Below are 26,257 nucleotides of genomic sequence, written 5' to 3' on the forward strand. Positions count from 1 at the left end.
GTTGGCGCTGAGCGACTAGTGTAGCGTTGTTTTACTCACTATGATGGCTTGCTCTTATCTCCCCTTCTACTGGAGCAACCCGCGTGACCCCCTTTGTCGCCGAGCGCCGTGCGCTCAGATTTTCCGCCATCTCCGCTAGTCTGTTTGCCTTTACCGGACTTGCCTTGGGCCTTGCGAGTGGCTCGATAACGATCCTCTTCGATAGCGGCTATTCGCTATTAAGTTTAGTGCTGGCATCGCTCTCTCTGTTTGCGCTTCAGCAGGCCCGCAAACCGGCGGATGATCACTACCCCTTTGGGCGGCTGACGGTCGAGCCGCTGGCCGTGCTGCTCAAAGGCGTGGTGATTGCGCTGGTGTGCCTGTTCTCCCTGGTCTCTGCTCTGTGGAGCTTGGCGCAGGGAGGACGTTTGGTCACGCTGGACTTGGCGCTGATGTTTGGCGTGGTCAACGTGAGCGGCTGTTTGCTCACCTGGGGATGGTTGAACCGCTACGCCAAGGTCGCGCAGTCCTCGCTACTGGCTGCAGAGCTTCGCCAGTGGCAAATGGATACTTGGCTGAGTGCCGCCGTCATGCTGGGCTTTGCCCTTACCTGGGGGTTAACCCTCTCGCCTTGGGAACACTTGGCGCGTTTTGCGGACCCGGTGATGGTTCTTATCATTGCCGGTTACTTCCTGCCCATGCCCATTCGTATGGTCAAAGGCGCGCTGCGCGAGTTGATGTTCGGCGAACCGGTCGGCAGCGTGCGCCAGGAAGTGGTACAAGAAGTGGCGGAGTTCGATATCGCCGACGACGATGTACGCCTTGCGCAGGTAGGCAGCTTCCTGATGGTCGACATTCAGCTCGATAAGCAGCAAATCGATGACGCGGAAGAGATCGTCGAGAGCGTCGAGCAGCACTGTAAGCTGCGTAATTTACGACCGGTGACGAGCATTACGCTGGTCACGTAATGCGTGCATTGAAAAAGTGTTGACGCTATCGAAGGTGTGGTGATATCAAGCGCTACCGACAACGGGTGTCGGCCTAACACTGCACTTTTGAGGGTTGCAAAAACATGCCACTGCGCCGCTGTTTGCCCGTGCTGCTGGTCACCGCTTTGGTGGCTGGCTGCGCAAGTTCTACCATTGCCCCACGTTACACCACTGAAAATCCGGACGTCATGCGGATCGGCGGAGATCGCCCCGTCAGTGCGGAACCGCGTACCGAAAACGCCGGTTCGTTCTGCCTGGAAACCACCGAGCGCTGGAACGAACATGGCCGCACGCCCGATGGCCAAACGCTGTGGGCGAAAGATACGCTGCGCCGCGTGGTGCCTTGCCAATAATTGGCTGACATAGGCTCACGCAAGCTGCGCCAGCGCAAGCCGCTGGCGCAGCCTCGCTCAATCGTCCTCTTTCTTTTGCGGTTTGCCTTTACGTTGGGTACCCGCCATCTCTTCCAATTCCTCTTCGCTCATCGAGTCGTACATCTCTTTCGAGGCGTCATACAGCTCGCTGGGCTTGGTCTCGCCGCGTTTGGCGGAAAGGGCGGCGCCAGCGGCTTTTTGCTGGGCTTTCGACGTGGCTTTCATTTAACGACTCCTGTCAGTTGACTTCCATGAGGTGGGCACGCTATTAAGCCTAGCAGTGGGAAGTGATGTTTTCAGATAGTCTGGCGCGTTTAACTTAAGAGACCTCCATGACACCGGCAATCAACAGCGCAAGGCACGCAGGTATTGCGTTTCAGCTCCATGAATATCAGCACGATGCCACCGCCCCGTCCTACGGGCTGGAAGCGGCCGACAAACTTGGCGTTACCGCCGAACAGGTCTTCAAAACCCTCGTCGTTAGCTTGGATGGCAAGCAGTTGGCCGTGGGTATCGTCCCCGTGAATAGCCAGTTGGGGCTGAAGCAGATCGCCAAAGCGGCCGGCGCTAAAAAGGCCGCGATGGCCGCGCCGGATATCGTCGAACGTACCACCGGCTACGTGCTAGGAGGAGTGAGCCCGCTAGGCCAGAAAAAGCGCCTGCCGACGTTCATTGATGCCTCGGCACAAGCGTGGTCGACGCTTTACGTGAGTGCTGGTCGGCGAGGGTTAGAAATCGAACTCTCGCCGGAGGACCTCGCTGCACTCAGCCAGGGCCGTTTCGCAGCGCTCTCTGCATAGAACGATACGCATCGGGTTAAGTGCCTGGCAAAGCAGGAGAGGGCGCTTTCTGGTATGGTGCTTCCATCAATCGGATCGCTGGGCACCGCCGCCCCTTCAGGAATTTTTTGTGTCAGATACCTCTTTTGCCTCCCTTGCCCTCTCGCCCGCGCTGCTGAGCACGCTCGACTCTCTGGGCTATCACGACATGACGCCCGTTCAGGCGCAGAGCCTGCCGCCCATGCTGGTGGGGCGCGATGTGATGGCGCAGGCCAAAACGGGCTCGGGTAAAACCGCCGCGTTTGGTTTGGCGCTGTTGTCACAGCTGCGTGTAGAAGCCTTCAGCGTACAGGGCTTGGTGCTGTGCCCCACCCGCGAACTGGCCGATCAGGTCGCCGAGGAGCTGCGACGCCTGGCGCGGGGCATGCCCAACGTCAAAGTACTCACACTGTGTGGCGGCGCGCCCTTTGGGCCGCAGCTCGCCTCGCTGGAGCACGGTGCGCATATCGTGGTGGGCACGCCGGGGCGGGTGGACGAGCACTTGCGCAAAGGCTCGCTCACGCTTGGGTCGCTGGCCGTGCTGGTGCTGGACGAAGCCGACCGTATGCTGGACATGGGCTTTCAGGTCACCATCGACGACATCATCGCCGATACCCCCACTGACCGACAAACGCTGCTGTTCAGCGCGACGTTTCCCGATGAGCGGGAGGGGCTGGCAGCCATGACCCGCGGCGTGCTGCGCGACCCGGTCAGTGTCAAGGTGGCAGAGACCCACGATGCCACGACCATCGAGCAGCACTTTTACCGTGTGTCCCATGACGACGACCGTTTTGCTGCGTTGATCGAGCTGCTGCTTGCCACGCGACCTACCACTAGCGTGGTGTTCTGTAATACCAAGCGGGAAACCCAGGCCGTGGCCGATGGCTTGGTCGATGCGGGATTTAGCGCCGTCGCCTTGCACGGCGATCTCGAGCAGAAAGACCGCGACCGGCTGCTGGTGCTGTTTGCCAATCAGAGCGCATCGATTTTGGTCGCCACCGATGTGGCCGCCCGCGGGCTCGACATTGCTCAACTAGACGCCGTTTTCAATTACCAAATCGCCCGCGAGCTGGACGTCCACGTTCATCGAGTCGGCCGCACGGGGCGCGCAGGAGCCAGCGGTATCGCCTGTACCCTGGTCACACCGCAAGAAGATTATCGACTCGAACGCCTCGCTGAGCTGTTGGGCGAGCCGCTTGCGACCGAGCCGCTGCCGAAAGCCACCAACGGTTCGCCGTTCGAGCCCCCCATGGCCACGCTACAGTTGGCGGGTGGCAAGAAAGATAAGCTGCGCCCTGGCGACATTCTGGGAGCATTGACCAGCGAAGGCGGTCTGCGCGGTGATCAGGTGGGTAAGATCAAGGTGTTGGCTCGAAGCGCTTACGTCGCGGTGGCGCGCAGCGCTGTCCAGAAAGCTCAGGCCAAGCTGGAGCGGGATAAACTCAAAGGGCGCGCTTTCCGCGTGCGACGCATTCGCCATTAACGATCCCAATGACGTGGTCGCTATCATAAGGAGCCTTCGCAGCAAGTTATGAAAACACCCAAACGATTACAGCCCCTGGTCGACGATGGCCTGATCGATGAGGTGCTGATGCAGTTGATGAGCGGCAAGGAAGCGCAGGTGTACATAGTGCGCTGTGGCGACGACACGCGCTGTGCCAAAGTCTTCAAAGAGGCCAAACAGCGTAGCTTCAAGCAGGCGGTGCAGTACCAGGAAGGGCGTAAAGAGCGCAACAGCCGCCGCGCCCGCGCCATGGCCAAGAAGACCCGCTACGGCCAGAAAGAGCAGGAGCAGGCGTGGCTGACCGCCGAGGTGGATGCGTTGTACCGCTTGGCCGCGGCCGAGGTGCGTGTGCCCAAGCCCTATGGTTTCGTGGATGGCGTACTGCTGATGGAGATGATCACCGATGCAGAGGGGGATGTGGCACCGCGCTTGGACGATGTCACCCTGACCGAAGAGCAGGCGCTGCGCTATCACGCCAAAGTGATCCAAGACGTGGTGCGCATGCTCTGTGCAGGCTTGATCCACGGTGATTTATCGGAATTCAACGTGCTCGTCGACGCCGATGGCCCGGTCATCATCGATTTACCTCAGGCGGTGGATGCGGCGGGCAATAACAGCGCTGCTGCCATGCTGGAGCGCGATGTGAACAACATGCGTGCCTATTTTGGCCGTTTTGCGCCCGAGCTGCTCGCTACCCATTACGGTAAAGAGATGTGGGCGCTGTATGAAGCGGGGAAGCTGCATCCCGATAGCCAGCTGACCGGCCACTTCGAGTTCGATGACCACATTGCCAATGTGGACGAGCTGATGGAAGTGATCGACGACGTCAAAGAGGAGGAGGCCGAGCGCCAAGCGCGCCTGCGCGATGACGACGACGAGGATTGACCCCAATAGTGATAAACTGAGGCAACGCTTAGCAGAGTAAGTAGTTGAACGAGACGACTCTGCCATACCGCATAGCCTGAGAGATCATGGGAGGGGAGTGTGAAGGGCAGCCGTTACAGTGCAGGGAGAGCCAAGGCGCTTGTCTTATCACTCGGTGTTGGCGCCGCAGGCGGCACGCTGTTTCATGTGACCGGGCTGCCGCTGGCCTGGATGTTGGGCCCTCTAGTGGCGAATTTGCTGGTGTCTGCCAGAGGGGTGAGCGTAGCGGTGCCCGAGTCGCTGCGCAGTGTGTTCCTAGCCGTCATGGGCATGGTACTGGGCAGCCAAGTCACCCCTGAGCTGGCCCAGCGGGTGCTTGATTGGCCCATCTCGGCCATGCTGCTGCTTGCAGGCGTGGCTGCGTCGACCGCCGTGGCGTCTGCCTGGTATCGCCGCTGCGGCTTCGACCCCGTCAGCGCCTGGTTTGGCGCATCACCGGGCGCCATGACCGCGATGATCCTGCTCGGTGAACGGTGCGGCGGCGACCCGCAGCGCATTGCCATTGCACAGTCGCTGCGTATCGTGCTGGTGATTCTTTTCCTACCGCCGCTATTTTGGGCTTTCGAGGGCGGAGAGGGCACGCTGGGTCCGGCGGCGTCGTCACTCACGGATGGCTGGCTACTGCTCACCATCCCTCTTTTACTTCCGTTGGGTAAGTGGTTGCGCCTGCCAAGCCCTGCGCTGCTCGCTCCCTTGTTAGCCACCGCGCTGCTCTCCGGGCTGGATATGGCGAGTCTCGCCCTGCCAAGCTGGGGTATGAACGTGATGCTCTGGGTGCTAGGTAGCGCCATCGGCTCGCGCTTTCAAGGTATGACGCGGCGGCTACTCGGGCGCTATCTTTGGCAATCGGGGGTGGCGACGTTGCTTGCGCTGGTGGTTCTGGCACTGTTTGCCGAACTCATCCACCAAACCGTGGGGGTAGGGCGCGATGTGGCGCTCTTGGCGCTGGCCCCAGGCGGCATTGGTGAAATGGCGATACTCGCCGTCGCGCTCAACATCGACCCGGTGTTCGTGGCGTTTCATCACCTGCTGCGCATGGTCACACTCATGGTCGTCGCTCCTTTTTGGGCCCGCTGGCTCATGCGTCATCATCCTGACGCTTGACGTCGCGATCATGCTTCTAAGTGTTCTTACGCCGTCCTTTCTTTTATTGCGTCTTGTAAGGAATGTCCATGCTGTCACGTTTGCTCTCGCCGCTGTTCCGCTTTTTCGAGGCGCGCGTCAACCCCTACCCAGAGGGTGAGGTCACCACACCGCCCAAAGGGCTGTTGCCGTTCATTTGGCACTTTTCCCGCCCGGTATGGCCGTGGCTGCTGGTGATGTCGCTTATCACGGCGGTGGTGTCCGCCGCCGAGGTCGTGTTCTTTAGCTACATGGGGGATTTGGTGGATTGGCTGGGCGGCGTCGAGCGCGCCGACTTTTGGTCGAGCCACGGTCTCTGGCTGGCGGGTGTGGCGGTGTTGGTGGTGGTGGGATTGCCGCTGCTGGTGTTGCTGCAGTCGCTGGTGACGCATCAGAGCATTTTCGGCAATTACCCGATGATTGGCCGCTGGCTATCGCATCGCCATATGCTCAGCCAGAGCCTGGCATTTTATCAGGATGAGTTTGCCGGGCGGGTATCGCAAAAAGTGATGCAAACCGCGCTGGCCGTGCGGGAAACCGTCACCAAAGTGATGGATCTACTGGTGTACGCCATCGTCTATTTTACCGGGGCGGCCATCTTGCTGGGCCGCGCCGACCCATGGCTGCTGCTGCCGCTGGGGCTTTGGCTGGTCGGCTATTTGGGCATCATGCGTTTTTTCGTGCCGCGTCTGCGGGACGTTTCCATGGCCCAGGCGGATGCGCGTGCGCAAATGACCGGTCGCGTGGTGGATAGCTACAGCAACATCCAAACCATCAAGCTGTTTGCCGATACCCAGCGCGAAGAGCGCTATGCCAAAGATGCCATGGAAGGCTTCATGACTACCGTGCATCGCCAGATGCGGCTGGTGACCGTGATGAGCGTCTGCTTGACGCTACTCAACACGCTACTATTGGTCGGCACCGCCGGCATGGCCATCGCCGCCTGGTACATGGAGGCGATCTCGTTGGGCGTACTGGCCATTGCCATTGCCCTGGTAATGCGGATTCGCTTCATGTCCGACTGGATTTTGTGGGAGGTTGCCGGGCTGTTCGAAAACATCGGCACGGTGCAGGATGGCATGAACACCATCGCCCAGGAACCGACTGTCAAAGATGCTCCTAATGCCAAAGCATTGTGCGTGCCCAACGGCGAGATCGTCTTCGACGCGTTGCGTTTCCAATATGCCCAGGCAAAAGGGGAGAGCAAAAACGTGTTCGATGGTCTGAGCCTGACCATCAAGCCCGGCGAGAAAATTGGCCTGATTGGCCGCTCTGGGGCCGGGAAATCGACCCTGGCAAACCTGCTGCTGCGCTTTTACGACCTGCAGGGCGGACGCATTCTGATCGATGGTCAAAACATCGCCGAGGTCTCCCAAACCTCGCTACGCCACCAGATCGGCATGGTGACCCAAGATACCTCGCTGTTGCACCGCTCGCTGCGGGACAACATCCGCTACGGCAGCCCTAACGCCAGCGATGAGGACGTCTGGCAGGCGGTGTGCCGCGCCCATGCCGACACGTTCATCAATGATCTGGTCGATCCCAAAGGTCGGCGTGGTCTGGATGCCCACGTGGGAGAGCGGGGCGTCAAACTCTCCGGCGGTCAGCGCCAGCGCATTGCCATTGCCCGAGTGCTGCTCAAGGACGCCCCGATTCTGGTGTTGGACGAAGCCACTTCGGCGCTGGATTCCGAAGTCGAGGCGGCGATTCAAGAGCAATTGGATGCGTTGATGGAGGGCAAAACGGTCATCGCCATTGCCCACCGGCTCTCTACCATCGCCATGCTGGATCGTTTGATCGTGGTGGACGAAGGGCGCATGGTGGAGAGCGGCACCCATCAGGAATTGCTCGCCCGCAATGGTATCTATGCCGGTCTTTGGCAGCGGCAGTCGGGCGGCTTTTTGGGTAACGACCTTGATCCTGATAACAACGCCCTCATTTGAGACTAGACCGGTCGCCTAGTGAAGGCGCTTCAACAGGAGGTAGAGATGCAAACGATTGAGCTTCAACAACCCGGCGGTTTAGATAAATTGAACGTCGTCGACACGGCCGCGCCCGGCGAGCCTGGCCCTGGCGAGATCAAAGTGCGCCTGCACGCCAGCTCGCTGAACTTTCACGACTACGCGGTGGTGGCGGGGATGATCCCCACCGACGACAAGCGCATCCCGATGTCCGACGGCGCGGGCGTGGTGGAGGCCGTGGGCGAAGGCGTTGAGGAGTTTGCCGTGGGCGACGCGGTCGTCTCGACGTTCTTTCCCTACTGGCTGGAAGGCCCGGCACGAGTAGGCGACTTTACCACCACCCCCGGTGATGGCGTCGATGGCTATGCCCGGGAGCAGGTAATTCGACCGGCCACATGGTTCACTCGCCAGCCGATCGGCTACAGCCATGCAGAATCCGCCACGCTGACCACTGCGGGATTGACCGCTTGGCGCGCGCTGGTGGTGGACGGCGGCTTGAAAGCGGGCGATACCGTGCTGGTACTGGGTACCGGGGGAGTGTCGATCTTTGCACTGCAGTTCGCCAAGCTGATGGGGGCTCGAGTGATCGCGACCTCCTCTTCCAATGAGAAGCTGGAGCGCCTGCGCGCTTTAGGCGCGGAGCACACCATCAACTACCGCGAGACACCCGAGTGGGGAAAAGCGGTCAAAGCGTTGACCGACGGCAAAGGCGTGGATCACGTCGTCGAGGTAGGCGGCCCCGGTACGCTGCCGCAATCCATCGATGCCGTGAAGATTGGTGGACACATTTCGCTGATTGGCGTGCTGACCGGCCGCGAGGGAGACATTCCCACTGCAAAACTCATGGCCAAGCAGGCCAAGCTGCAGGGGTTGATCGTCGGTAGCCGTCGCCACCAGATCGAGATGATCGACGCGATCGAAGCGGCGAATTTGAAACCGATCATCGATCGTGAGTTCCCGCTTAGCGAGATTGCCGAGGCGTTTCGTCATCAAGAATCGGGCAAGCACTTTGGTAAAATTTGCCTGACGTTCTGAGCGACGCGATGCACTTTGCGTAAAATGCACGTTGCGTAAAGAGTGAGAAAAGCGCGTCTGCCATGGGCGGACGCGCTTTTTTATTGGCCAGCCGGAGGAAGGCCGTACAAGGGCAGAGACATTACTCTCCTAACCGACTGTAGACCACGCCTTTGACTTCCAACTCCCAGATATCGTCATAGGGTACGGTGACGCCATCCACGTCCCCAGGGTCGCCGGTACTGTTTTTGATGACGGTTTCGGGGATGATCTTCACCCCCATGACACCCACATGTTGGATGCGGCCGCTGAATCGATTGCCCTCCTGCTCAATGAGCACCCGCTCGCCTGCAATGCACTTCGCAAGCTTCTCGTGTAGTTCAGCCATCGTGACATTCACCACGCTCATCGTTGCCTCCTGCGCATCGCTCAAAAGTGAGTTACTTGGCAATAACGACTTTATTCTAGACGATAAGTTCGACTGGCCCCTTAGGAGGAGTCTCAGGCATGCTAACCTTAATCTACTTTACCTAACCGAGGCAGACGATGGCGCAGAGCTCAACGAACGCGGCGTTATCGCCATGGAAAGTAGTGTCATTGGATAGCTTTCACACCCCTGAACGCACCCAGGCAAGCCAGTGGCGGCGCAGCTTTCGAGCAGCTACCACTTGGATGGTTGGCCGCGAAGCTTCCGAACGCCAAGCCAAACAAGAGAGCGAGCTACGCGCGCTGCCGGAGGTCAAATTGGCCCACTGGGCGCCCAGTATCGACTGGACACCCGCCGCGCGTGGTTTGGCCCAGTCACTGCAAGCCTATGATGAAGCGCCCATGGTGATGTTCGTTTCGCCACCTCATGGTGGACATGCAGCAGTGGTGCGGCACTGGGCCGCGCAGCGAAGCGTGGAGTGCCTTACTCCTCCTACGCTTCCCGAGCTGCTCGAGGGAAGTACCGTATGGCTCGATCATGTAGCCCCGCGCAAGCGCTGGGCCATCCCCGCCCTCGAGCGCCACTTTCTGCGTCACACCAACGGCTTGCAGGGCGTGCGTGAGCTGGTCGAGCGCTCCCTGAGCGGCCGAATGGGGCAGAGCGTGATTGGCTGCGATAGCTGGACGTATGCCTACTTACAGCACGCCGTAGGCCTTGAGGGCGTGCCGGTGCTCACCCTCCAAGGGCTCGAAGGTGAGCAGCTGGCCCACTATTTTGCCCACCACGTGGATCGAACGGTGCAGGTGTGCCCAACGGTGTACAGCACACGCACGGGGAGGCCGGTGCTCACGAGCGAAAGCGACGATAAGGCGGTTTACAGCGAACTGCAGCGATTGGCCGCGCACTGTCGCGGACATTTGGGCATTGCCTGGCACTACTGGCGCGAGCGGCTGCGAGAGCCATCGGAGGAGAATGCATCGGATGACGGCCAAGAGACGCGCAGCGACATGCAAGAGCTGTGGCTCCTTGATGCGTTGGCCGATGCCGAGCTACCGGCGGATACCGGCGACGTCGCTACCCTGCTGCTTCATACGCTGCTCATACACGGCGGGCTCGATGACCAAGCGTTGAGGTACGTGCTGCCGTTTTCCGATCATGAAGCGTTGAACGCACGATTCTCCTTGGCGCAACGCGGCATTCTGAGCGGTCAGGAGGGGCGTTGGCAGGTGGCGCCGCTGTGCTACGCCAGCGTACGACAATTGCTGGCGTCGCGTAATTATTTGGTAGATCCGCTTTAAGGAGCGTCGATGGACGATCAAGGGCAGTATGCCAAGTTATTTAATGAGCTCGATAGCCAAGCGCTAATCACGCTAGGCATTGTGGTGGGCAGTGCCATCGTATTGATCATTGCCAGCCAGCGCGGTCTCAACTGGCTGGCCAATCGGCTGCATGGTCAGGTGCGCTTTCGCGTCTTTGCGTTGGTACCGCTAACCCGCCTGATCATCCTCATCGTGGCACTGGTCATCGCCGTGCCGATCATCGTCGAGCCGTCGTTGCGTAATATGGTGACGCTGCTAGGTGCCATTGGCTTGGCCATTGGTTTTGCGATGAAAGATTATGTGAGTAGCCTGATTGCTGGCGTCGTCTCAGCGGTCGAGTTGCCATACCGCCCAGGGGACTGGGTCCGGATCGAAGACACTTATGGTGAAGTGAAACACGTGGGCATGCGTACGGTAGAAGTACAAACTCCCGATGACGATCTGGTCGCCGTGCCGCATTTGAAGCTCTGGGACACCGCGATTTACAACGCCAATAATGGTGGCACTAGCCTGCAGTGCGTGGCGAGTTTTTATCTTCACCCCGAGCACGAGGCGGGCTGGGTACGCAAGGCGCTTCGTGACGTAGCGCTGACCAGCGCTTATTTAAAATTCGATGAACCGATCATCGTGGTGGCCGAAGAAAAACCTTGGGGCACTCACTATCGCATCCGCGCGTATCCGGTGGATCCGCGTCAGCAATTTCTGTTCATCACCGATTTGACGGTGCGTGGCAAGGCGGTGCTGAGCGAGGCAGGCGTCACGCCCGCGCTCTTGCCCCCGGATGCAGCGCTCGATGCCCACGGTGCGGAAAGTCGATAATGACGGCTTCGACGCTCTATATTGGGTGGGACGTGGGCGGTTGGAATTGCGACCACAATCCCGCCAGCCGCGATGCGTTGGTGGTGTTGGATGACGCACTCCATGTGATCGGCACGCCTTGGCGAGGCAACCTCCGTGAGACGCTGAACGAGGCGACTTCGAGTCGTGATGTGATCCATCGGCTGCTGGCGCTTTGCCAACATGTGGCCAGCGGCGATGAGCGGGTGGTCATGGCCATCGATACGCCGTTGGCACTCCCTCAGGCGCTCCTAGCGCTCGCACGTGGAGAGGCGATGGATAGACTGGGCCGCTCCCAAGAAAATCCTTACCTGTATCGGGAAACCGAGCGCTGGCTGTTCGCTCGGGGGATCACGCCGCTGTCGCCCATCAAAGACATGATCGGCAGTCAGGCCACGAAAGGTATGCACTTTCTAGCTCGCTTTGCCCCACACGTCGCGGCCTGCGGGCAGTGGCAATCGAAGGGGGGCGAGCTGTGTGTGGTGGAGGGGTATCCATCGCCCGCTAAACGATCGGCTGAATTTGCAGCGCTGCGTCGGCGCGTGTGCATGACTGAAGGGCTGCACGCCATGCTTCATCAACCAACGCCGAAGCAGCAGGATATCCAGGATGCCTGGCACTGTGCACTACTGGCGTGGAGCTTGGAGCATGCCAAAGGGAGTGTGGCTTGGCCGCCAGCAGAGATGCCAGCGGCGGAAGGGTGGATCTTCGTACCCAAAGATGCGTTAAGCGCCTAACGGCTCAAGCGCTCTCTTCCGGTAGCTCCGCGTTATGGAAGACGTTCTGTACGTCGTCCAGCTCGTTGAGCATATTGAGAAATTTCTCGAACATCGCCACGTCATCGCCTTCGATGGGCGTGGTGGTTTGCGGCAGGAACTGAATCTCGTCGACCTCGAAGTCGATCTCGCCGAACGCATCCAGCAAGGCCTGCTTGGCTTTGGCGTAATCGGTATGGGGAGCAAACACCGTAATACGACCTTCTTCCTGCTCGATATCGGTCACGTCCACGTCGGCTTCCATTAGCGCCTCCAAGACGGCTTCTTCATCACTGCCGTTGAAGGAGAAAATAGCGCAGTGGTCGAACATGTGGCTGACGCTGCCTGGCGTGCCGATCTTGCTTTTGGTTTTGGTGAAGCAGCCGCGCACATCGCCAAAGGTACGGTTGGGATTGTCGGTCAGGCAGTCGACGATCACCATGGCGTTGCCAGGGCCAAAGCCTTCGTAGCGCGCCGGTGAAAAATCCTCACCGCCTGCGCCGCTGGCTTTATCCAGGGCCTTGTCGATCACGTGAGAGGGCACCTGGTCTTTCTTGGCGCGCTCCATCAAACCGCGCAGCGCAAGGTTGCCATTGGGATCCGTACCGCCCGCTTTGGCACAGACGTAAATTTCACGTCCATACTTGCTGTAAACCTTGGTTTTCGCAGCGGCCGTTTTGGCCATGGATTCCTTACGGTTTTGAAACGCCCTACCCATATTGAAGTCCTTCATTAGCCATGAAACGCCTGCATGGCAGGCGTCATCGTGTTCAAAAAGGAGAAAATTCTACCCAACAGCGTACCATGCTAACAGCGTTATTTAAGCGTGCGAGGCGTTAATGCGTTGCGTCGAGACGTTACGACGACCGCTAAGATCAAGATAGGCGCTATACCTCTTCTGTCTGGCGTATACTGGCGGCTCATCGAGTGTTCCACGAATTCTTCAGGGAGGAGACCATGCCGCTGACACTATGGCTTTCATTGGCCGCTATTTGTGCGATGGGGGCCATGTCGCCCGGGCCGAGCTTGGCGTTGGTGCTGCGTCATACCTTGGGCGGTGGCCGCGTGCCAGGCATCACGGCGGCTATTTTTCATGCCTTCGGCGTTGGTGTCTACGCGCTGCTGACAGTATTGGGGTTAGGCGCGCTGGTGGTGCGTTTTCCCGAATTGTTTCAGTTGATTACATGGTGCGGCGCAGCGTATTTGGCGTGGCTGGGTATCAAGGCGCTGCGCGCTGGCCGTAGCGGTGCGCTCTCGCCGAGTGCCGTGGCCACGACGCCGCAGCAAGCCGCCAAGGAAGCCGTACTGGTGGCCCTGGGCAACCCCAAGCTGATCATCTTTTTCGTCGCGCTATTGAGCCAGTTCGTGACGCCGGAGATGTCCTTGCTTGCCAAGGCGATCATCGTGGCCACGGCGATTATCATCGATGGTGGCTGGTACGTGCTGGTCGCCGTTGGGCTGTCTCACTCACGGGTATTGCCCTGGCTGCAACGCCACGCGCACTGGATCAATCGGATGACTGGCGTATTGCTGATCGCGCTGGCGCTGCGGGTGGCGGCGGGGCCGATCCTTTGATCACGAGGCTGGTGTCGCCAACGTTGCCGTGGCAAGGTAAAGCGTATGCTGGCAAAGGCATTTTAGAGGCCTGGCGATGACGATTTACGAGCAGGATTGTTATACCCATCAAGGTAAGCCCTTCAATCTGCGCGCTTTGCGTGGGCAGGTATTATTGGTGGTCAATGTGGCCAGCCAGTGCGGTTTTACGCCGCAGTTGAAAGAGCTCGAGGGGCTGTACCAGCGTTACCGGGATCGTGGATTTACCGTGTTGGGCTTCCCCTGTAACCAGTTTGGCCGCCAGTCACCAGAGAGCGCCGAGGCGTTTTGTGCCTTCGGAGAGCAGCAGTTTGGCGTGAGTTTCCCGCTCATGGAGAAAGTGAAGGTCAACGGCGCCGATGCCCACCCGCTGTTCGCACAGCTCAAGCAAGAAGCGCCGGGGGTATTGGGTACCAAGGCCGTAAAGTGGAACTTTACCAAGTTCCTCGTTGGCCGAGATGGCAAAGTAATTGCTCGTTTTGGTCCTAGGGATCGCGGTCTCACGCTACGTTTGGCCCTCGAGGCTGCCCTCGACAAAGAGTAGGCCTAGACGTCCCCGCGAACGACCATGAGACGCTGCATCAGTTCGTTCCAACGGTGGCGTACCATCATGGTCGTCAGCCCCGAAAAGAGCGCCCAGCTTTTGCGCCGCCAACCAGTGAGTTTCATGTTGTGGTTCACGAGCTGCTTCATCAGCTTGTAATCGTCGAACTTTCGCCACTCGCTGGCGACGGAAAGCTGGTGACGTGACATGACGGGTGCTAGCTCCAGGCGCAGCACCCATTCCAGCTCCTTGAGTGACATCGCGTGCTGTTCGATCACTTCGATCATATGGGCGTAGTCGCGCTCGCTGGGCTCACGATCGAGCCAGAGAGGGGCAAGGGCCAGCCATAAATCGCCTCGCTCATCGACTAGCTGCTGTGCATTCATCCAAGATCCCGTCGGCAAGTGGTGTGCAGGGCGCTATCGTGCCCCGAATGGCGGATAAGCTCAAGAGCGGACAGGGCGCGCCGAGACCGCTAGAATACCCTCATTGGTAACTCGGCACCCGCCGTGCCGAATGCGATACTCATCTGATGAAGGGGTCCAACGTGATCATTAAACCGAAAGTGCGCGGCTTTATCTGCACCACCACCCATCCGAAAGGCTGCGAGCAGAACGTGCTCGAGCAAATCGAGGCGACCCGCGCCCGTGGTTTGGATAAACGCCAAGGCCCGAAGAAAGTGCTCGTAATCGGTGCCTCTAGCGGCTACGGCCTAGCGGCACGTATCACCGCCGCCTTTGGTTACGGCGCCGATACCTTGGGCGTGTTTTTCGAAAAGCCGGGCACCGAGAAGAAGCCGGGCACCGCAGGCTGGTACAACAGCGCCGCGTTCGACAAGTTTGCCAAGCAGGAAGGCCTGTACAGCAAATCCATCAACGGTGACGCGTTCTCCCATGAAGCGCGCGACAAAGCCATCGAGCTGATCAAGCAGGATATGGGCGAAATCGATCTCGTGGTCTACTCGTTGGCCTCCCCAGTGCGCAAGCTGCCCGACAGCGGCGAGCTGAAGCGCTCTAGCCTGAAGCCGATTGGCGAGACTTACCGCGCCACGGCGATCGACACCAACAAGGACGCTATCATCGAAGCCGAAGTAGAACCGGCGACTCAGGAGGAGATCGACGACACCATTACCGTCATGGGTGGCGAAGATTGGGAACTTTGGATGAGTGCGCTAGATGATGCGGGCGTGTTGGCCAAAGGCGCGCGCAGCGTGGCGTTTAGCTATATCGGTACCGAAATCACATGGCCGATTTACTGGCACGGTGCTCTGGGTAAAGCCAAAGAGGACCTGGATCGCGCGGCAGCGGCCATCGATGCCAAACTCAAAGAGAGCGGGGGCGGTGCCAACGTCGCCGTTCTGAAGTCCGTGGTCACTCAGGCCAGTGCTGCGATCCCGGTGATGCCAGTGTATATCGCCATGGTTTACCGCATCATGAAAGAGCAGGGCCTGCACGAAGGCACCATCGACCAGTTGAACCGCCTGTTCGGCGAGCGTCTTTATTCCGGTGAGCCGGGCGACATGGTCACTGACGATCAGGGGCGCTTGCGGTTGGACGACTGGGAACTGCGCGAGGACGTTCAAAAAGCCTGCCAAGACCTCTGGCCGGAAGTCACGACGGACAACCTCTTCGACATTACCGACTATGCTGGTTATAAGCATGAGTTTTTGAAGCTGTTTGGCTTCGAGCGTGACGACGTGGACTACGATGCCGATGTGAACCCCGAGGTCGAGTTCGATGTCGTAACGCTATAAGCGCAGCGCGACGGGCAGCGCACGCCGACGCGCTATGAATCATCGACCGGACTGGATGAGGTGCTGTATGGATACCCGAGAAAGCAAAACCCCGGAAGAAGAGAAAGAGCACGTGCTGAGCGAACGCGTCCCCGAGGACTTCGAAACCTCTCAACCCCAGCAGCAGCCCGAAGCGAGAAAACCCGCCAATGGTCTCCATAAGATGCTGCCATTGGTCATCGTGGTGATGGGTATCATCGTCGCGGGTATCGTGCTGTTGGGGTTGGGCAACAGCGGCGGCTAACGGCTACGCTATTGTGAGATATTGTGAAAGACATCGCCGGGCTACATGGCCCGGCGATTTGCGTTTGAGCCTCTGGCGTGACGCGCTGAGGATGGCCAGAGTAAACATGTCAATTTGATGTTTGTAATCTTTTGCGCCTATCTCCTGCTAAAAGACCGTTAATTTAAGTACAACGTTGTCGATTTTTGCCTTTTTGCTTTGCATTTATGCGCGCTGGTTCACTAGTTTGCAAAGTGTACTTCAGTACAGAAGTGCTTTGGGAAAAGTGCTTTAGGAAATTAGGTACTTCAGCGAAAGGAGCAAAGGTATGAAACGGACAGCACTCGCAGTCGCCATTGGAATGGTATGTGCCAGCTTCTCAGGCGTCGCCTTGGCACAAAATGATGACCAAACAGACCCATCGACCGCCAGGGACATGTCGCAACAGCGACAGAACGAGGTGGCCGAGCAGCAGCGTCGAGATGGCCAGACCCAAGATGGTAGCGAAACGATGGACGTCACGGTCGATCAAGCGCCAGCGGACGTGCAGGTTCAGCAGGAGTCTCCCAACATCAAAGTGGAGCAGTCCAAGCCCGATGTCACTATCGAGCAGCCTAAACCTGAAGTGACCATCGAGCAGCCGGAACCAGACGTGACGGTCGAAGAAGCAGAGCCGAACGTGACGGTCGAGCAGCAGGGCGAGCCCGATGTCTCCATCGAGCAGGCCGATAATGCTGAGGTAGAGGTAAACCGGGCCGAGGACGAGCGTGATGGCTCACAGCAGTCAGCTCAGCAAAACCAAAATCAAAGCCAACAAGTAGTGCGAGAAGACGTTCAGCAGGACGAGCAGGGTCATTCGCTGATGTCGGAGCGCGCACGTGATCTGGAGGGCATGACCGTCGTTAACCAGCAGGGAGACGAAGTGGGTGACATCCAGCACATTGCGCGTCATCAAGAGAGCGGTGAGCTATTCGCGATTGTCGCGATTGGCGGTTTTTGGGGTTTTGGTGCAAGTGATGTCGCGCTTCCCGTCAAAGAGATGCAGCGTGAAGAGGACCAACTGGTCGTCAATACCGATTATGGTAGCGAGGAGATCGAGGCCTCTGCGGACGAATATCGCGAAAGCGATTACCAAATCATCGATAACCAGACGGCGCTCTCAGACGCCGAAGAGAATGCCTAACGTGACTTCGCTACACCCCTGCGACCCCTTTTTTTAGATAGCGACAGCAGGCGCTGCCTTCATTGGCACAATTGGGTAAGATGTCGTTCACACCCACGACCCAGTTAGCCAGCGGCGGTTTTCATGCAGCGCGATAGGCAGCATAGCGAAGTCACATGCATTCCAATACGTTAACGCCACCTAGCCACCGCAGGCGGGTGGCGTTTGTGTTGCTTCCCGGGTTTTCTCTGTTGGCTCACGCCAGCGCTATCGAACCGCTACAGATGGCCAATCAGCTTAGTGGTCACATGCTCTATCATACCGTGACCCTCAGTTTGGATGACGAGCCCGTGCGCAGCGGCGCGCAGCTTTCGCTCCTGGCGCAGCACACGCTGAGCGCACCCCTTGGGCCGATGGATCTGCTTTTCATATGTGCACCGACGCCACTTCCCTACGCACTACCCGCAAAGCTGAATGAGTGGCTGCGTAGTCACCAAGGGCGAGGCGTCGCCTTTGGGGGGCTGGCGGGCGGCACCGAAGTATTGGCCCGTTGTGGTCTGCTGGAGGGCTACCGCGCGACGCTTCCTTGGCAGCGTTTTGACGCCTTTGCCCAGGCGTACCCTCAAGTCACACTCTCACAGCAGCTGTTCGAAATCGATCGCGACCGCCTGACCTGCGCAGGCGGCACCGCCGCGATGGACATGATGCTTACGCTGATTGGTAAGCATCACGGTCCGCGCTTGGCCGAGCAGGTCTCCGAACAGTTCGTCTGCGACCGTATTCGACTGGCCGATGAGCGCCAGCACGTACCTTTGCGCAGCCGTTTGGGGCACGCGCCACAAAGTCTCGTGGATGCGGTGACGCTGATGGAGGCCAACATCGAAGAGCCGCTCTCGACGTTGGAACTCTCTGAGCATCTGGGAATTTCCAGGCGGCAGTTAGAGCGGCTATTCAAGAAGTACTTACAGGCAGTGCCCAGTCGCTACTACCTGGATTTACGTTTACAGGAAGCACGCAAGCAGCTGCGTGAGAGCGACCGGGCAGTGGGCGAGATTGCCTTTGCCACCGGATTTTCGTCGGGTGCACACTTCTCGACGGCTTATCGACACCACTTTGGCATGACACCCCGAGAAGAGCGTCTTGGGTAACGCACTATGTCAGGGTGTCCACAATGCCGCCCTCGACACGCAGTGCGGCGCCGGTCGTGGCACTTGCCTGGGGCGAAGCAGCATAGACGCTCATATGGGCGACTTCTTCAGGAGTGGCCAAACGCTGAATGATCGACGATGGACGGTTCTCTCGAACGAAACGCGCTTCGACATCCTGTTGTGAGGTGCCCTCTTGCTGAGCGATATCGCTGAGCATGTTCAATACACCCTCCGAGCGTGTGGGCCCTGGCAGAATGGCATTGACCGTCACCTGAGAGCCGCTCAATACTTTCGCCAGGCCGCGTGAAATGGACAGCAATGCAGACTTCGTCATGCCGTAGTGGACCATTTCGCTGGGAATGTTGATACCAGATTCGCTTGATACGAACTGAATGCGTCCCCAATCGCGCTCGCGCATGCCTTTGGCGTAATGGCGTGACAAGCGGACGGCGCTCATGATGTTAACATCGAAAAACTGTTGCCAAGTGGCGTCATCCACGTCGAAAAAGTCTTGCGGGCCGAATATCCCGACGTTGTTAATGAGGATGTCGGTATCGGGCTGCTGGTCGATCAACGTCTGACACCCTTCTGCAGTACCCAAATCGGCAGCCACCCCGGTGATGCGAGCTTGTGGGTAGCGCTTTTTGACCGCCTCGATGGCGTCATCCACCCGTTGCTGCGTTCGCCCAGTAATGGCGATGTCGGCCCCTGCGTGAGCCAATCCTTCTGCAATGGCATAGCCGATACCAGCGGTGGATCCCGTGATAATGGCACGTTTGCCGCTCAGATCGATCTTCATGATTACGCTCCTTGGGTCAAAAATATCCGTACTGCGCCATAAAGCGCGGGTCATTACCCTTTACTCACTATGGGGGGCTTCGGCCATTCTTCAAGGTGATACGATCAACGGCAGGCGCACGTCGCTATTCGTAATTTACCGTCCCAATACTGAAAGCAGGGCGCCCATTGCCCCCCGTATACTGAATCCACTGTTTACTCCACTGGAGGTATCGTTCCATGAGCCACACCCCGAACCGTCAAGACTTCGACCACTACATGGCGCCCAACTACGCGCCGCAGCAGATTATTCCGGTACGTGGTGAAGGCAGCCGCTTGTGGGACCAAGAAGGCCGCGAGTACATCGATTTCGCTGGCGGTATTGCGGTGAACTCCCTGGGTCACTGCCATCCGGTGCTGGTCAACGCGTTAAAAGAGCAGGGCGAAAAGCTTTGGCATCTTTCCAACGTATTCACCAACGAACCGGCGTTAAAGCTGGCCAAAACTCTCACCGAGCGCACGTTCGCCGATAAAGTGTTCCTGTGCTCCTCTGGCGGTGAAGCCAACGAAGCCGCATTAAAGCTGGCCCGCCGCTGGGCGGTCGACCACTACGGTGAGCACAAAGACAAAATCATCTCGTTCTACCAATCGTTCCATGGCCGCACCTTCTTTACCGTCAGTGTCGGCGGCCAGCCCAAGTACTCCCAAGGCTTTGGCCCAGTACCGGGCGGCATTCTGCACGCCAACTTCAACGACCTGGAGAGCGTGCGCAAGCTCGTGGGCGACGATACCTGCGCCATCATGGTCGAGCCGATGCAGGGCGAAGGCGGCATCGTACCCGCCACTCAGGAATTCTTGCAGGGCCTGCGCAATCTGTGTGACGAGCACAATGCGCTGCTGATTTTCGATGAAGTTCAAACTGGCGTTGGCCGTAGCGGCGAGCTGTATGCTTATAAAAATTTCGGCATCACGCCAGACATACTCACCAGCGCCAAATCGCTGGGTGGCGGCTTCCCGATTGGCGCCACGCTGACCACCGATGCCATCGCCAAGTCGCTGGCCATCGGTACCCACGGCTCTACCTACGGCGGCAACGCGCTGGCCTCTGCGGTGGCGCTGGCGGCGGTCGAGTTCATCGATACGACCGAGGTGCTGCAGGGGGTCAAACATCGTCACGATCTGTTCCGCGAGCATCTGGAAACCATCAACCGCAAACACGGCGTTTTCAAAGAGATCCGCGGCATGGGCATGCTGATGGGGGCCCAGATGTCGGACGCTTTCGAAGGCCGCGCCAAAGATATTCTGCCGTTGGCGATCGAAGAGGGCGTGATGGCGCTGATTGCAGGCCCCAACGTGCTGCGTATGGCGCCCTCGCTGGTGATTCCCGAGGAAGACATCGCCGAGGGCATGGCGCGTCTCGAGCGTGCCATCGAGCGACTTGTCGCTAGCGCATGAGTCAGGCGCAAGTCACACAAGAGGGGGCGTTAACTATGTTGGTAATCCGACCGGTCACGCTGGCTGACCTTCCCGCCTTGGAGCAATTGGCAGAGCATGCGGTGCCTCGGCTTACCAACCTGCCCGCCAATCGGGATCGCCTCGAGGAGCGCATCGTGCGCTCCCAAGAAGCATTCGAGAGCGAGATCGAGTACCCCGGTAACGAGCACTATATGTTCGTGCTGGCGGACGATAGCCGCAACGAGGTGCTGGGGACGGCCACCATCCGCGCCCAGGCGGGGGCTGCCGAGGCCTACTACACCTACCGCCAAGAGACGCTGATTCACGCATCGCAGCAGCTCAACGTGCGTCGTGAGGTGCAAACACTGGCGCTCTCTCATGAAGCCTCGGATGCCACACTGCTCTGTGCACTGTCGCTCGACCCGCGCTACAAGGGCACCAGCGCTGAGAGCCTTCTGCGCCGAGCGCGGCTGATGTTCATCGCCCAGTATCCGGAGCGCTTCTCACGGATTCTGGCGGTGGCTTTTCCCGGCTTTTTGGATAGCCAGAATGAATCTCCATTTTGGGAGAGCGTGGGCCGCCACTTTTTTGCCCGCAGCTTCCAAGAAATGAATCACATAGCGGGCGTGCGCTCAAAGAGCTTCATTGCCGAGGTGATGCCGCAGTTTCCGCTCTATTTGCCACTGCTCACGCCCCAGGCCCGTGCTGCCATTGGCCGCGAGCATCCTGCCCATGAAGAGGCGCTGGGCGAAATGCTGGCCGAAGGGTTCGTGCGCTCCCGACACGTGGATATTTTCGATGCAGGCCCCATCGTCAAAGCCGAGCGCGAGCGCCTGGAAACCTTCCGCCGCGCCGCCTGGCACCCGGTACGGATACGCCCCGAGCACGCGCTACCCGATGCCGAACCGGCGATGATTGCCAACCAAACGCTGAGTGATTTCCGATGCATCGTCGCGCGCTACGCGCTCTCGCCCACGGGGCAGCTGATGCTCTCGCCGCAGCATGCCGCGCGTTTGGGCGTCGAAGAGGGACGGGCGGTGCTGGCCGCGCCGCTGAGTCTGCCCAGCGCCGTGGACGCGCTCGATGAAGGAGAGATGTAATGCGCATTCGACCCATTGCCCGTGATGATCTGGATGGGCTCCAGGCACTTGCGCAGCAGGCAGGCGTTGGTTTTACCTCCTTGCCGGATAACCGCGAGTTTTTGGCCGGTAAAATCGAGTCCGCCGCCCGCGCCTTCGAAGAGCGCACGCCGGTAGACGACCGTCTCTACTTCTTCGTATTGGAAGATGAGACTAATGGTGAACTGGCGGGCTGCTGTGCCATTGAGGGCCAAGTAGGGCGGGAAGTGCCGTTCTATAACTACCGGTTGGGTACGCTGGCGCACTCGTCGGTACAGCTCGATCTGCATCGCACCATCGACACGCTATTCTTGAGCTCCGACCACACCGGCGACGCCGAAGTGTGTTCGCTGTTTCTGCGTCCGGAGTATCGCGGCGAGGCCAACAAGCACCTGCGTAACGGGGCGCTGCTTTCCAAAGCGCGCTGGCTGTTCATTGCCCAGTTTCGCGACCGCTTTCCGCAGAAAGTGCTGGCCGAGATGCGCGGCGTGTTCGACGAGAACAACGTTAGTCCCTTCTGGGAGAGCCTGGGGAAACACTTCTTCCCCATGGATTTCAACGAAGCCGACCGCTTGACCGGCCTGGGCCAGAAGAGCTTCATCGGCGAGCTGATGCCCAAGTTCCCGATCTACACCACTTTTATGTCGGAAGAGGCGCGGGGGTGTATTGGTCAGGTGCACCGGCACACCCGACCGGCATTAGAAATGCTCAAAAAAGAGGGGCTGCGCTGGGAAGGCTATATCGACATCTTCGACGGTGGCCCTACGGTAGAAGCCTACATCGATGACGTGCGGGCGATTCGCAACTCCCAGCTTTATCAGGTGGAAGTCTCCTCTAACGCGCCGCAAGAGAGCGTTAGCCGCTGGTTGGCGGCGTCGACCCAAATGCTGAACTTTACCGCGAGCTGGATCGGCCGTGGCCCTGCCGACAGTAGCACGATCGTGCTCACCCCCGATGAGGCCGATCGGCTAGGGGTTTCCACCGGCGACGTCGTTCGCCTGCTGGAAACCTAACATGAACGCCTGGAACGTCCCTCTACCCGTGCGAACGACGACAAAAATTCAGTAAAGGAGAGCATGATGCACACCGAGAACATGCATGCCCAGCAGCAACAACTGATCAACGGCACTTGGGTCGTCGGCAACGCCGAGCCTTTTACCAAGCATGATCCGGTGGCGGGTATGCTGCTTTGGCAAGGAGCGGCAGCTTCCAGCAGCCAAGTCGGCGCTGCGGTGGAGGCGGCGCGAGCGGCATTCCCGGCCTGGGCACGTACGCCTTTTGCTGAGCGTCAGGCGCTGGTTGAGCGGTTTGTCGAGGTCGTCACCGCTCGACGAGAAGACTTAGCTATTGCCATTGCCTCGGAAACCGGCAAACCGCTGTGGGAAGCTCGTACCGAAGCAGGTGCGATGATTGGTAAAATCGCGCTCTCTATCAAGGCCTACCACGAGCGCACCGGGGAGCGTGAAAAAGCCGTCGGCAGTGCCAAAGCGGTCCTTCGTCATCGCCCCCACGGCGTCATGGCAGTATTTGGCCCCTATAACTTCCCTGGCCACCTGCCCAATGGCCATATGGTGCCCGCCCTGTTGGCGGGTAACACCGTGGTGTTCAAGCCCAGCGACCAAACCCCGCTCACCGCGGATCTCACCCTGCAGTGCTGGATAGAAGCCGGGCTGCCTGCTGGGGTGATCAACCTCGTGCAGGGCGGTGTGGCCGTGGGACAGGCGCTCTCTGCCCACCCCGGTATCGACGGTCTGCTGTTTACCGGCAGTGCCAAAGTGGGTGGCATGCTGCAGCAGCAGTTTGCCGGGCAGCTGGATAAAATCCTCGCGCTGGAATTAGGCGGCAACAATCCGCTGGTGGTGAAGGATGTGGAGGATGAGCGCGCTGCCGTGCTGACGATTCTCCAGTCGGCGTTTCTCTCAGGGGGGCAGCGCTGCACTTGCGCCCGCCGCTTGATGGTGCCCCAAGGCGAGGTGGGCGACCGCCTCATCGATGCGCTTTCGGATGCCATCGCCAAGCTGCACGTGGCGGGGCAGTTCGACGAGGAGCCTGCGCCGTTTTATGGCGGCTTGGTCAGCGTTGCCGCCGCCGATGGCCTGCTCAACGCCCAGGATGAACTGGAAGCCATGGGCGGCACCGTGATTAACCGTATGCAGCGCCTCAAGGAGAATACCAGCCTGCTCAGCCCCGCGCTGATCGACGTGACGGGTTTGAACGTGCCCGACGAGGAGCACTTCGGCCCGCTGCTGAAAGTCCATCGCTATACGGATTGGGATGAGGCGCTTGCCCTGGCCAACGACACCCGCTATGGCCTGTCGGCTGGGTTGATCGGGGGCGAGCAGGCGGATTGGGACGACTTCCTGCTGCGTATCCGCGCCGGTATCGTCAACTGGAACCGCCAGACCACCGGTGCCTCGGGCGATGCGCCCTTCGGCGGCGTGGGCGACAGCGGCAACCACCGCCCCAGTGCCTACTACGCCGCGGATTACTGCGCTTACCCGGTCGCCTCCATGGAGGCTGAAAGCCTGGAAATGCCCGAAACCCTGCCACCGGGAGTCCATCTATGAGCCTAAACAGCATCCGGGAAGTCAACTTCGATGGCTTGGTAGGGCTGACCCACAACTACTCGGGGCTTGCCCACGGCAACGTGGCCTCCATGAGCCACGGCGGCTTGGTTTCGAACCCCAAAGAGGGGGCGCTGCAGGGGCTGGCCAAGATGAAATCGCTGATGGACGCGGGCTACGCCCAGGGCGTTTTGCCTCCTCAGCAGCGCCCCGATTTGGGCGCGCTGCGCGACTTGGGCTTCACCGGCAGCGACCGTGAGATGCTGGCACGTGCCGCGACACAAGCCCCGCAACTGCTGCGGGCGGTGTGCTCGGCGTCCAGCATGTGGACCGCTAACGCGGGCACCATTACGCCTAGCGTGGATGCACCCGATGGTCGGATGCACATTACCCCGGCCAACCTGCAGTCGAGTTTCCACCGCTACCTGGAGCCGCGCACCACGGGGCGCGTGCTCCAGGCGATTTTCCGCGATGAGCAGCACTTCGCCCACCACCCGGTGCTGCCCGCCACCCCCGCGTTTTCCGATGAAGGGGCGGCCAACCACACCCGGCTGTGCGGTGAGTATGGCGAGCCCGGCGTGCACCTGTTCGTGTATGGCCGACAGGCGTTTGGCGGCGGGCGGAACGAGCCCAAGCGTTATCCGGCCCGGCAAACGCTGGAAGCCAGCCAGGCGGTGGCCCGCCAGCACGGGCTGAGCGACGCCCAGACCGTATTTGCTCAGCAGCATCCCGAGGCCATCGATGCCGGGGTGTTCCACAACGATGTGATTGCCGTGGGCAACGGCCCGGTGCTGCTCTACCACGAAATGGCATTTCTTGATGAAGAGCGCACGCTCAACGAGCTGCGCGCCAAGATGAGTACGCCGCTGATTCCTGTCCGGGTGTCGGCGGAAGCGGTGAGCATGGAAGACGCGGTGGCGTCGTACCTGTTCAACTCGCAACTGCTCTCCAACCCGGATGGCACCATGACCCTAGTGGTGCCCAGCGAGTGCCAGGAGCGGGAAGCCGTGTGGCGCACGCTGCAGGACTTCATCCTGGCAGGCAATAACCCCATTGGCGAAGTGATCGTCAAGGACGTAAAGCAGAGCATGCGCAACGGCGGTGGCCCCGCCTGCCTGCGTTTGCGCGTGGTGCTCAGCGAGGCCGAGCGGGCCGCCCTCAGCGGTCGCGTGCTGCTCGATGATGCACTTTACGACGACCTCACCGCCTGGGTGAGCCGCCACTACCGAGACCGCCTCGCCACCGACGACTTGGCCGACCCGCAGCTCGCGACGGAGGTGCTCACCGCGCTGGATGAGCTGACGCAGCTGCTGAACATTGGCTCGGTGTATCCCTTCCAGTTGGGGTAACGGTTGCAGGTCCTTCATCCTCCTTTTGTCGGCGATAGAGCGAGAAGCCATGACGCCGGTATTCCGCGCGACGAACGATAGGACCTTTGCTGAAACGCTCATTCGTCGCAACATGACGGCTTACTACGAACGGTTGGGATGGCACTGGGATACCCAACTGTTCGCTAAGCAGTGGGGCGAGATGGACAGCATCGAACTCTGCGTGAACACCTCGCGCGTAGGGCTGCTGTGTCTTTATCGCGACGACACTGCTTACGACATTCGCGAACTGCAGATCGATCCTCCATGGCAGCGGCGAGGGTTAGGCACGGCGGCCATCCATTACGTCGAGGATCTCGCTCGGCAGGCCGACGTCACCTCACTGCGTCTGCGCGTGTTTCGTATCAACCCTGCACGCCATCTCTATCAGCGCCTGGGGTTTCGAGTGTGTCAAACCGACAGCGATGTCATCACCATGCAGCGAACACTGCGTTAAATCACCGTCTCCCGTCGGTCATCCCTGTGGCCTG

At 59.6% G+C, this 26,257-nt stretch carries 28 protein-coding genes; 23 read left to right on the top strand and 5 right to left on the bottom strand.

Annotation, left to right across the window (positions count from 1 at the left end; translation table 11 throughout):
* Positions 1-83: 83 nt before the first annotated feature.
* Both MHM85_RS05810 and MHM85_RS05815 read left to right on the top strand, forming a co-directional pair.
* On the top strand, positions 84-947 hold the full coding sequence (locus tag MHM85_RS05810) for a cation diffusion facilitator family transporter (RefSeq protein ID WP_089675650.1): 864 nt from the start codon (positions 84-86) through the stop codon (positions 945-947).
* 104 nt (positions 948-1,051) lie between these two features.
* A complete protein-coding gene (locus tag MHM85_RS05815) occupies positions 1,052-1,321 on the top strand; it encodes a hypothetical protein (RefSeq protein ID WP_153842651.1) in 270 nt (89 codons plus the stop codon).
* 57 nt (positions 1,322-1,378) lie between these two features.
* Here the strand turns inward: MHM85_RS05815 and MHM85_RS05820 are convergent, their stop codons facing one another.
* The gene (locus MHM85_RS05820) at positions 1,379-1,567 is read right to left on the bottom strand and encodes a DUF3008 family protein (RefSeq protein ID WP_139526597.1); all 189 of its coding nucleotides are present in this window, start codon (positions 1,565-1,567) and stop codon (positions 1,379-1,381) included.
* Between the two features lie 107 nt (positions 1,568-1,674).
* Here MHM85_RS05820 and ybaK point away from each other — a divergent pair, with 107 nt between their 5' ends.
* The 6 genes from ybaK to MHM85_RS05850 all read left to right on the top strand — a co-directional run bounded on the left by ybaK (position 1,675) and on the right by MHM85_RS05850 (position 8,706).
* A complete protein-coding gene (gene ybaK, locus MHM85_RS05825; protein WP_219861454.1) occupies positions 1,675-2,142 on the top strand; it encodes a Cys-tRNA(Pro) deacylase in 468 nt (155 codons plus the stop codon).
* A gap of 109 nt (positions 2,143-2,251) precedes the next feature.
* Entirely contained in the window at positions 2,252-3,643 is a 1,392-nt protein-coding gene (dbpA, locus tag MHM85_RS05830; protein WP_044629268.1) for an ATP-dependent RNA helicase DbpA, read from the top strand.
* Between the two features lie 48 nt (positions 3,644-3,691).
* Positions 3,692-4,549, top strand: coding sequence for a PA4780 family RIO1-like protein kinase (locus MHM85_RS05835; RefSeq protein ID WP_044629267.1), 858 nt, complete (start codon positions 3,692-3,694; stop codon positions 4,547-4,549).
* 99 nt (positions 4,550-4,648) lie between these two features.
* Positions 4,649-5,692, top strand: coding sequence for an AbrB family transcriptional regulator (locus MHM85_RS05840; protein ID WP_219861452.1), 1,044 nt, complete (start codon positions 4,649-4,651; stop codon positions 5,690-5,692).
* A 68-nt stretch (positions 5,693-5,760) separates the two neighbouring features.
* Positions 5,761-7,653 (top strand): ABC transporter ATP-binding protein, encoded by a 1,893-nt coding sequence (locus MHM85_RS05845; protein WP_139526602.1) that lies wholly within the window; start codon positions 5,761-5,763, stop codon positions 7,651-7,653.
* Between the two features lie 45 nt (positions 7,654-7,698).
* A complete protein-coding gene (locus tag MHM85_RS05850; protein WP_139526603.1) occupies positions 7,699-8,706 on the top strand; it encodes an NAD(P)-dependent alcohol dehydrogenase in 1,008 nt (335 codons plus the stop codon).
* Positions 8,707-8,827: 121 nt separating this feature from the next.
* Here MHM85_RS05850 and MHM85_RS05855 read toward each other — a convergent pair whose 3' ends face one another.
* Entirely contained in the window at positions 8,828-9,094 is a 267-nt protein-coding gene (locus MHM85_RS05855) for a hypothetical protein (RefSeq protein WP_139526604.1), read from the bottom strand.
* 137 nt (positions 9,095-9,231) lie between these two features.
* Between MHM85_RS05855 and MHM85_RS05860 the strand changes: the two genes are divergently transcribed.
* The 3 genes from MHM85_RS05860 to MHM85_RS05870 are packed head-to-tail and all read left to right on the top strand — an operon-like array spanning position 9,232 to position 12,005.
* Positions 9,232-10,410, top strand: a complete 1,179-nt coding sequence (locus tag MHM85_RS05860; RefSeq protein WP_219861450.1) for a hypothetical protein — start codon at positions 9,232-9,234, stop codon at positions 10,408-10,410.
* Between the two features lie 9 nt (positions 10,411-10,419).
* A complete protein-coding gene (locus tag MHM85_RS05865) occupies positions 10,420-11,250 on the top strand; it encodes a mechanosensitive ion channel domain-containing protein (protein ID WP_219861448.1) in 831 nt (276 codons plus the stop codon).
* A complete protein-coding gene (locus MHM85_RS05870) occupies positions 11,250-12,005 on the top strand; it encodes a DUF429 domain-containing protein (protein ID WP_239285374.1) in 756 nt (251 codons plus the stop codon). Before MHM85_RS05865 ends, MHM85_RS05870 begins: the two co-directional genes overlap by 1 nt.
* 4 nt (positions 12,006-12,009) lie before the next feature.
* Here the strand turns inward: MHM85_RS05870 and MHM85_RS05875 are convergent, their stop codons facing one another.
* Positions 12,010-12,741 carry a YebC/PmpR family DNA-binding transcriptional regulator gene (locus MHM85_RS05875; protein ID WP_139526911.1) on the bottom strand — a complete coding sequence of 244 codons (732 nt, stop codon included), beginning with the start codon at positions 12,739-12,741 and terminating at the stop codon, positions 12,010-12,012.
* Between the two features lie 239 nt (positions 12,742-12,980).
* Here MHM85_RS05875 and MHM85_RS05880 point away from each other — a divergent pair, with 239 nt between their 5' ends.
* Both MHM85_RS05880 and MHM85_RS05885 read left to right on the top strand, forming a co-directional pair.
* A complete protein-coding gene (locus MHM85_RS05880; protein WP_139526607.1) occupies positions 12,981-13,598 on the top strand; it encodes a LysE family translocator in 618 nt (205 codons plus the stop codon).
* Positions 13,599-13,674: 76 nt separating this feature from the next.
* On the top strand, positions 13,675-14,160 hold the full coding sequence (locus MHM85_RS05885; RefSeq protein WP_139526608.1) for a glutathione peroxidase: 486 nt from the start codon (positions 13,675-13,677) through the stop codon (positions 14,158-14,160).
* A 2-nt stretch (positions 14,161-14,162) separates the two neighbouring features.
* Here MHM85_RS05885 and MHM85_RS05890 read toward each other — a convergent pair whose 3' ends face one another.
* Positions 14,163-14,546 (bottom strand): hypothetical protein, encoded by a 384-nt coding sequence (locus MHM85_RS05890; RefSeq protein ID WP_153842658.1) that lies wholly within the window; start codon positions 14,544-14,546, stop codon positions 14,163-14,165.
* A gap of 161 nt (positions 14,547-14,707) precedes the next feature.
* Between MHM85_RS05890 and fabV the strand changes: the two genes are divergently transcribed.
* The 4 genes from fabV to MHM85_RS05910 all read left to right on the top strand — a co-directional run bounded on the left by fabV (position 14,708) and on the right by MHM85_RS05910 (position 18,485).
* Positions 14,708-15,913, top strand: a complete 1,206-nt coding sequence (fabV, locus tag MHM85_RS05895; RefSeq protein WP_239285372.1) for an enoyl-ACP reductase FabV — start codon at positions 14,708-14,710, stop codon at positions 15,911-15,913.
* A 67-nt stretch (positions 15,914-15,980) separates the two neighbouring features.
* Positions 15,981-16,196: a hypothetical protein gene (locus MHM85_RS05900; protein WP_139526611.1), complete on the top strand. Its 216-nt coding sequence runs from the start codon at positions 15,981-15,983 to the stop codon at positions 16,194-16,196.
* 307 nt (positions 16,197-16,503) lie between these two features.
* Positions 16,504-17,358: a PRC-barrel domain-containing protein gene (locus tag MHM85_RS05905; RefSeq protein ID WP_139526612.1), complete on the top strand. Its 855-nt coding sequence runs from the start codon at positions 16,504-16,506 to the stop codon at positions 17,356-17,358.
* A 155-nt stretch (positions 17,359-17,513) separates the two neighbouring features.
* The gene (locus MHM85_RS05910) at positions 17,514-18,485 is read left to right on the top strand and encodes a GlxA family transcriptional regulator (protein WP_176558231.1); all 972 of its coding nucleotides are present in this window, start codon (positions 17,514-17,516) and stop codon (positions 18,483-18,485) included.
* A gap of 4 nt (positions 18,486-18,489) precedes the next feature.
* Here the strand turns inward: MHM85_RS05910 and MHM85_RS05915 are convergent, their stop codons facing one another.
* Positions 18,490-19,284, bottom strand: a complete 795-nt coding sequence (locus MHM85_RS05915) for an SDR family oxidoreductase (RefSeq protein WP_219861445.1) — start codon at positions 19,282-19,284, stop codon at positions 18,490-18,492.
* A gap of 218 nt (positions 19,285-19,502) precedes the next feature.
* Between MHM85_RS05915 and MHM85_RS05920 the strand changes: the two genes are divergently transcribed.
* The 6 genes from MHM85_RS05920 (at position 19,503) to MHM85_RS05945 (ending at position 26,223) form a co-directional block, all read left to right on the top strand.
* Positions 19,503-20,717 carry an aspartate aminotransferase family protein gene (locus MHM85_RS05920; RefSeq protein WP_153842661.1) on the top strand — a complete coding sequence of 405 codons (1,215 nt, stop codon included), beginning with the start codon at positions 19,503-19,505 and terminating at the stop codon, positions 20,715-20,717.
* A gap of 35 nt (positions 20,718-20,752) precedes the next feature.
* On the top strand, positions 20,753-21,817 hold the full coding sequence (locus tag MHM85_RS05925) for an arginine N-succinyltransferase (protein WP_153842662.1): 1,065 nt from the start codon (positions 20,753-20,755) through the stop codon (positions 21,815-21,817).
* Positions 21,817-22,848 carry an arginine N-succinyltransferase gene (gene astA, locus MHM85_RS05930; RefSeq protein ID WP_219861443.1) on the top strand — a complete coding sequence of 344 codons (1,032 nt, stop codon included), beginning with the start codon at positions 21,817-21,819 and terminating at the stop codon, positions 22,846-22,848. Before MHM85_RS05925 ends, astA begins: the two co-directional genes overlap by 1 nt.
* 81 nt (positions 22,849-22,929) lie before the next feature.
* The gene (gene astD, locus MHM85_RS05935) at positions 22,930-24,402 is read left to right on the top strand and encodes a succinylglutamate-semialdehyde dehydrogenase (protein ID WP_219863913.1); all 1,473 of its coding nucleotides are present in this window, start codon (positions 22,930-22,932) and stop codon (positions 24,400-24,402) included.
* A complete protein-coding gene (astB, locus tag MHM85_RS05940; RefSeq protein ID WP_219861440.1) occupies positions 24,399-25,748 on the top strand; it encodes an N-succinylarginine dihydrolase in 1,350 nt (449 codons plus the stop codon). The genes astD and astB overlap by 4 nt, the downstream gene beginning before the upstream one ends.
* A 49-nt stretch (positions 25,749-25,797) precedes the next feature.
* On the top strand, positions 25,798-26,223 hold the full coding sequence (locus tag MHM85_RS05945) for a GNAT family N-acetyltransferase (RefSeq protein WP_219861438.1): 426 nt from the start codon (positions 25,798-25,800) through the stop codon (positions 26,221-26,223).
* Positions 26,224-26,257: the final 34 nt, after the last annotated feature.

Origin of the sequence: Halomonas sp. McD50-4, assembly GCF_022348135.1 — a bacterium.
GTDB lineage: Bacteria > Pseudomonadota > Gammaproteobacteria > Pseudomonadales > Halomonadaceae > Vreelandella > Vreelandella piezotolerans.

Coding starts and splice junctions, on each gene's coding strand:
- astA (WP_219861443.1), top strand. CDS start 21,817: ATGCGCATTCGACCCATTGCCCGTGATGATCTGGATGGGCTCCAGGCA.
- MHM85_RS05865 (WP_219861448.1), top strand. CDS start 10,420: ATGGACGATCAAGGGCAGTATGCCAAGTTATTTAATGAGCTCGATAGC.
- MHM85_RS05890 (WP_153842658.1), bottom strand. CDS start 14,546: ATGAATGCACAGCAGCTAGTCGATGAGCGAGGCGATTTATGGCTGGCC.
- MHM85_RS05820 (WP_139526597.1), bottom strand. CDS start 1,567: ATGAAAGCCACGTCGAAAGCCCAGCAAAAAGCCGCTGGCGCCGCCCTT.
- MHM85_RS05855 (WP_139526604.1), bottom strand. CDS start 9,094: ATGAGCGTGGTGAATGTCACGATGGCTGAACTACACGAGAAGCTTGCG.
- MHM85_RS05870 (WP_239285374.1), top strand. CDS start 11,250: ATGACGGCTTCGACGCTCTATATTGGGTGGGACGTGGGCGGTTGGAAT.
- MHM85_RS05860 (WP_219861450.1), top strand. CDS start 9,232: ATGGCGCAGAGCTCAACGAACGCGGCGTTATCGCCATGGAAAGTAGTG.
- MHM85_RS05845 (WP_139526602.1), top strand. CDS start 5,761: ATGCTGTCACGTTTGCTCTCGCCGCTGTTCCGCTTTTTCGAGGCGCGC.
- MHM85_RS05915 (WP_219861445.1), bottom strand. CDS start 19,284: ATGAAGATCGATCTGAGCGGCAAACGTGCCATTATCACGGGATCCACC.
- MHM85_RS05835 (WP_044629267.1), top strand. CDS start 3,692: ATGAAAACACCCAAACGATTACAGCCCCTGGTCGACGATGGCCTGATC.
- MHM85_RS05905 (WP_139526612.1), top strand. CDS start 16,504: ATGAAACGGACAGCACTCGCAGTCGCCATTGGAATGGTATGTGCCAGC.
- MHM85_RS05945 (WP_219861438.1), top strand. CDS start 25,798: ATGACGCCGGTATTCCGCGCGACGAACGATAGGACCTTTGCTGAAACG.
- MHM85_RS05920 (WP_153842661.1), top strand. CDS start 19,503: ATGAGCCACACCCCGAACCGTCAAGACTTCGACCACTACATGGCGCCC.
- MHM85_RS05880 (WP_139526607.1), top strand. CDS start 12,981: ATGCCGCTGACACTATGGCTTTCATTGGCCGCTATTTGTGCGATGGGG.
- astB (WP_219861440.1), top strand. CDS start 24,399: ATGAGCCTAAACAGCATCCGGGAAGTCAACTTCGATGGCTTGGTAGGG.
- astD (WP_219863913.1), top strand. CDS start 22,930: ATGCATGCCCAGCAGCAACAACTGATCAACGGCACTTGGGTCGTCGGC.
- MHM85_RS05815 (WP_153842651.1), top strand. CDS start 1,052: ATGCCACTGCGCCGCTGTTTGCCCGTGCTGCTGGTCACCGCTTTGGTG.
- MHM85_RS05850 (WP_139526603.1), top strand. CDS start 7,699: ATGCAAACGATTGAGCTTCAACAACCCGGCGGTTTAGATAAATTGAAC.
- MHM85_RS05900 (WP_139526611.1), top strand. CDS start 15,981: ATGGATACCCGAGAAAGCAAAACCCCGGAAGAAGAGAAAGAGCACGTG.
- ybaK (WP_219861454.1), top strand. CDS start 1,675: ATGACACCGGCAATCAACAGCGCAAGGCACGCAGGTATTGCGTTTCAG.
- MHM85_RS05925 (WP_153842662.1), top strand. CDS start 20,753: ATGTTGGTAATCCGACCGGTCACGCTGGCTGACCTTCCCGCCTTGGAG.
- MHM85_RS05875 (WP_139526911.1), bottom strand. CDS start 12,741: ATGGGTAGGGCGTTTCAAAACCGTAAGGAATCCATGGCCAAAACGGCC.
- MHM85_RS05910 (WP_176558231.1), top strand. CDS start 17,514: ATGCATTCCAATACGTTAACGCCACCTAGCCACCGCAGGCGGGTGGCG.
- MHM85_RS05885 (WP_139526608.1), top strand. CDS start 13,675: ATGACGATTTACGAGCAGGATTGTTATACCCATCAAGGTAAGCCCTTC.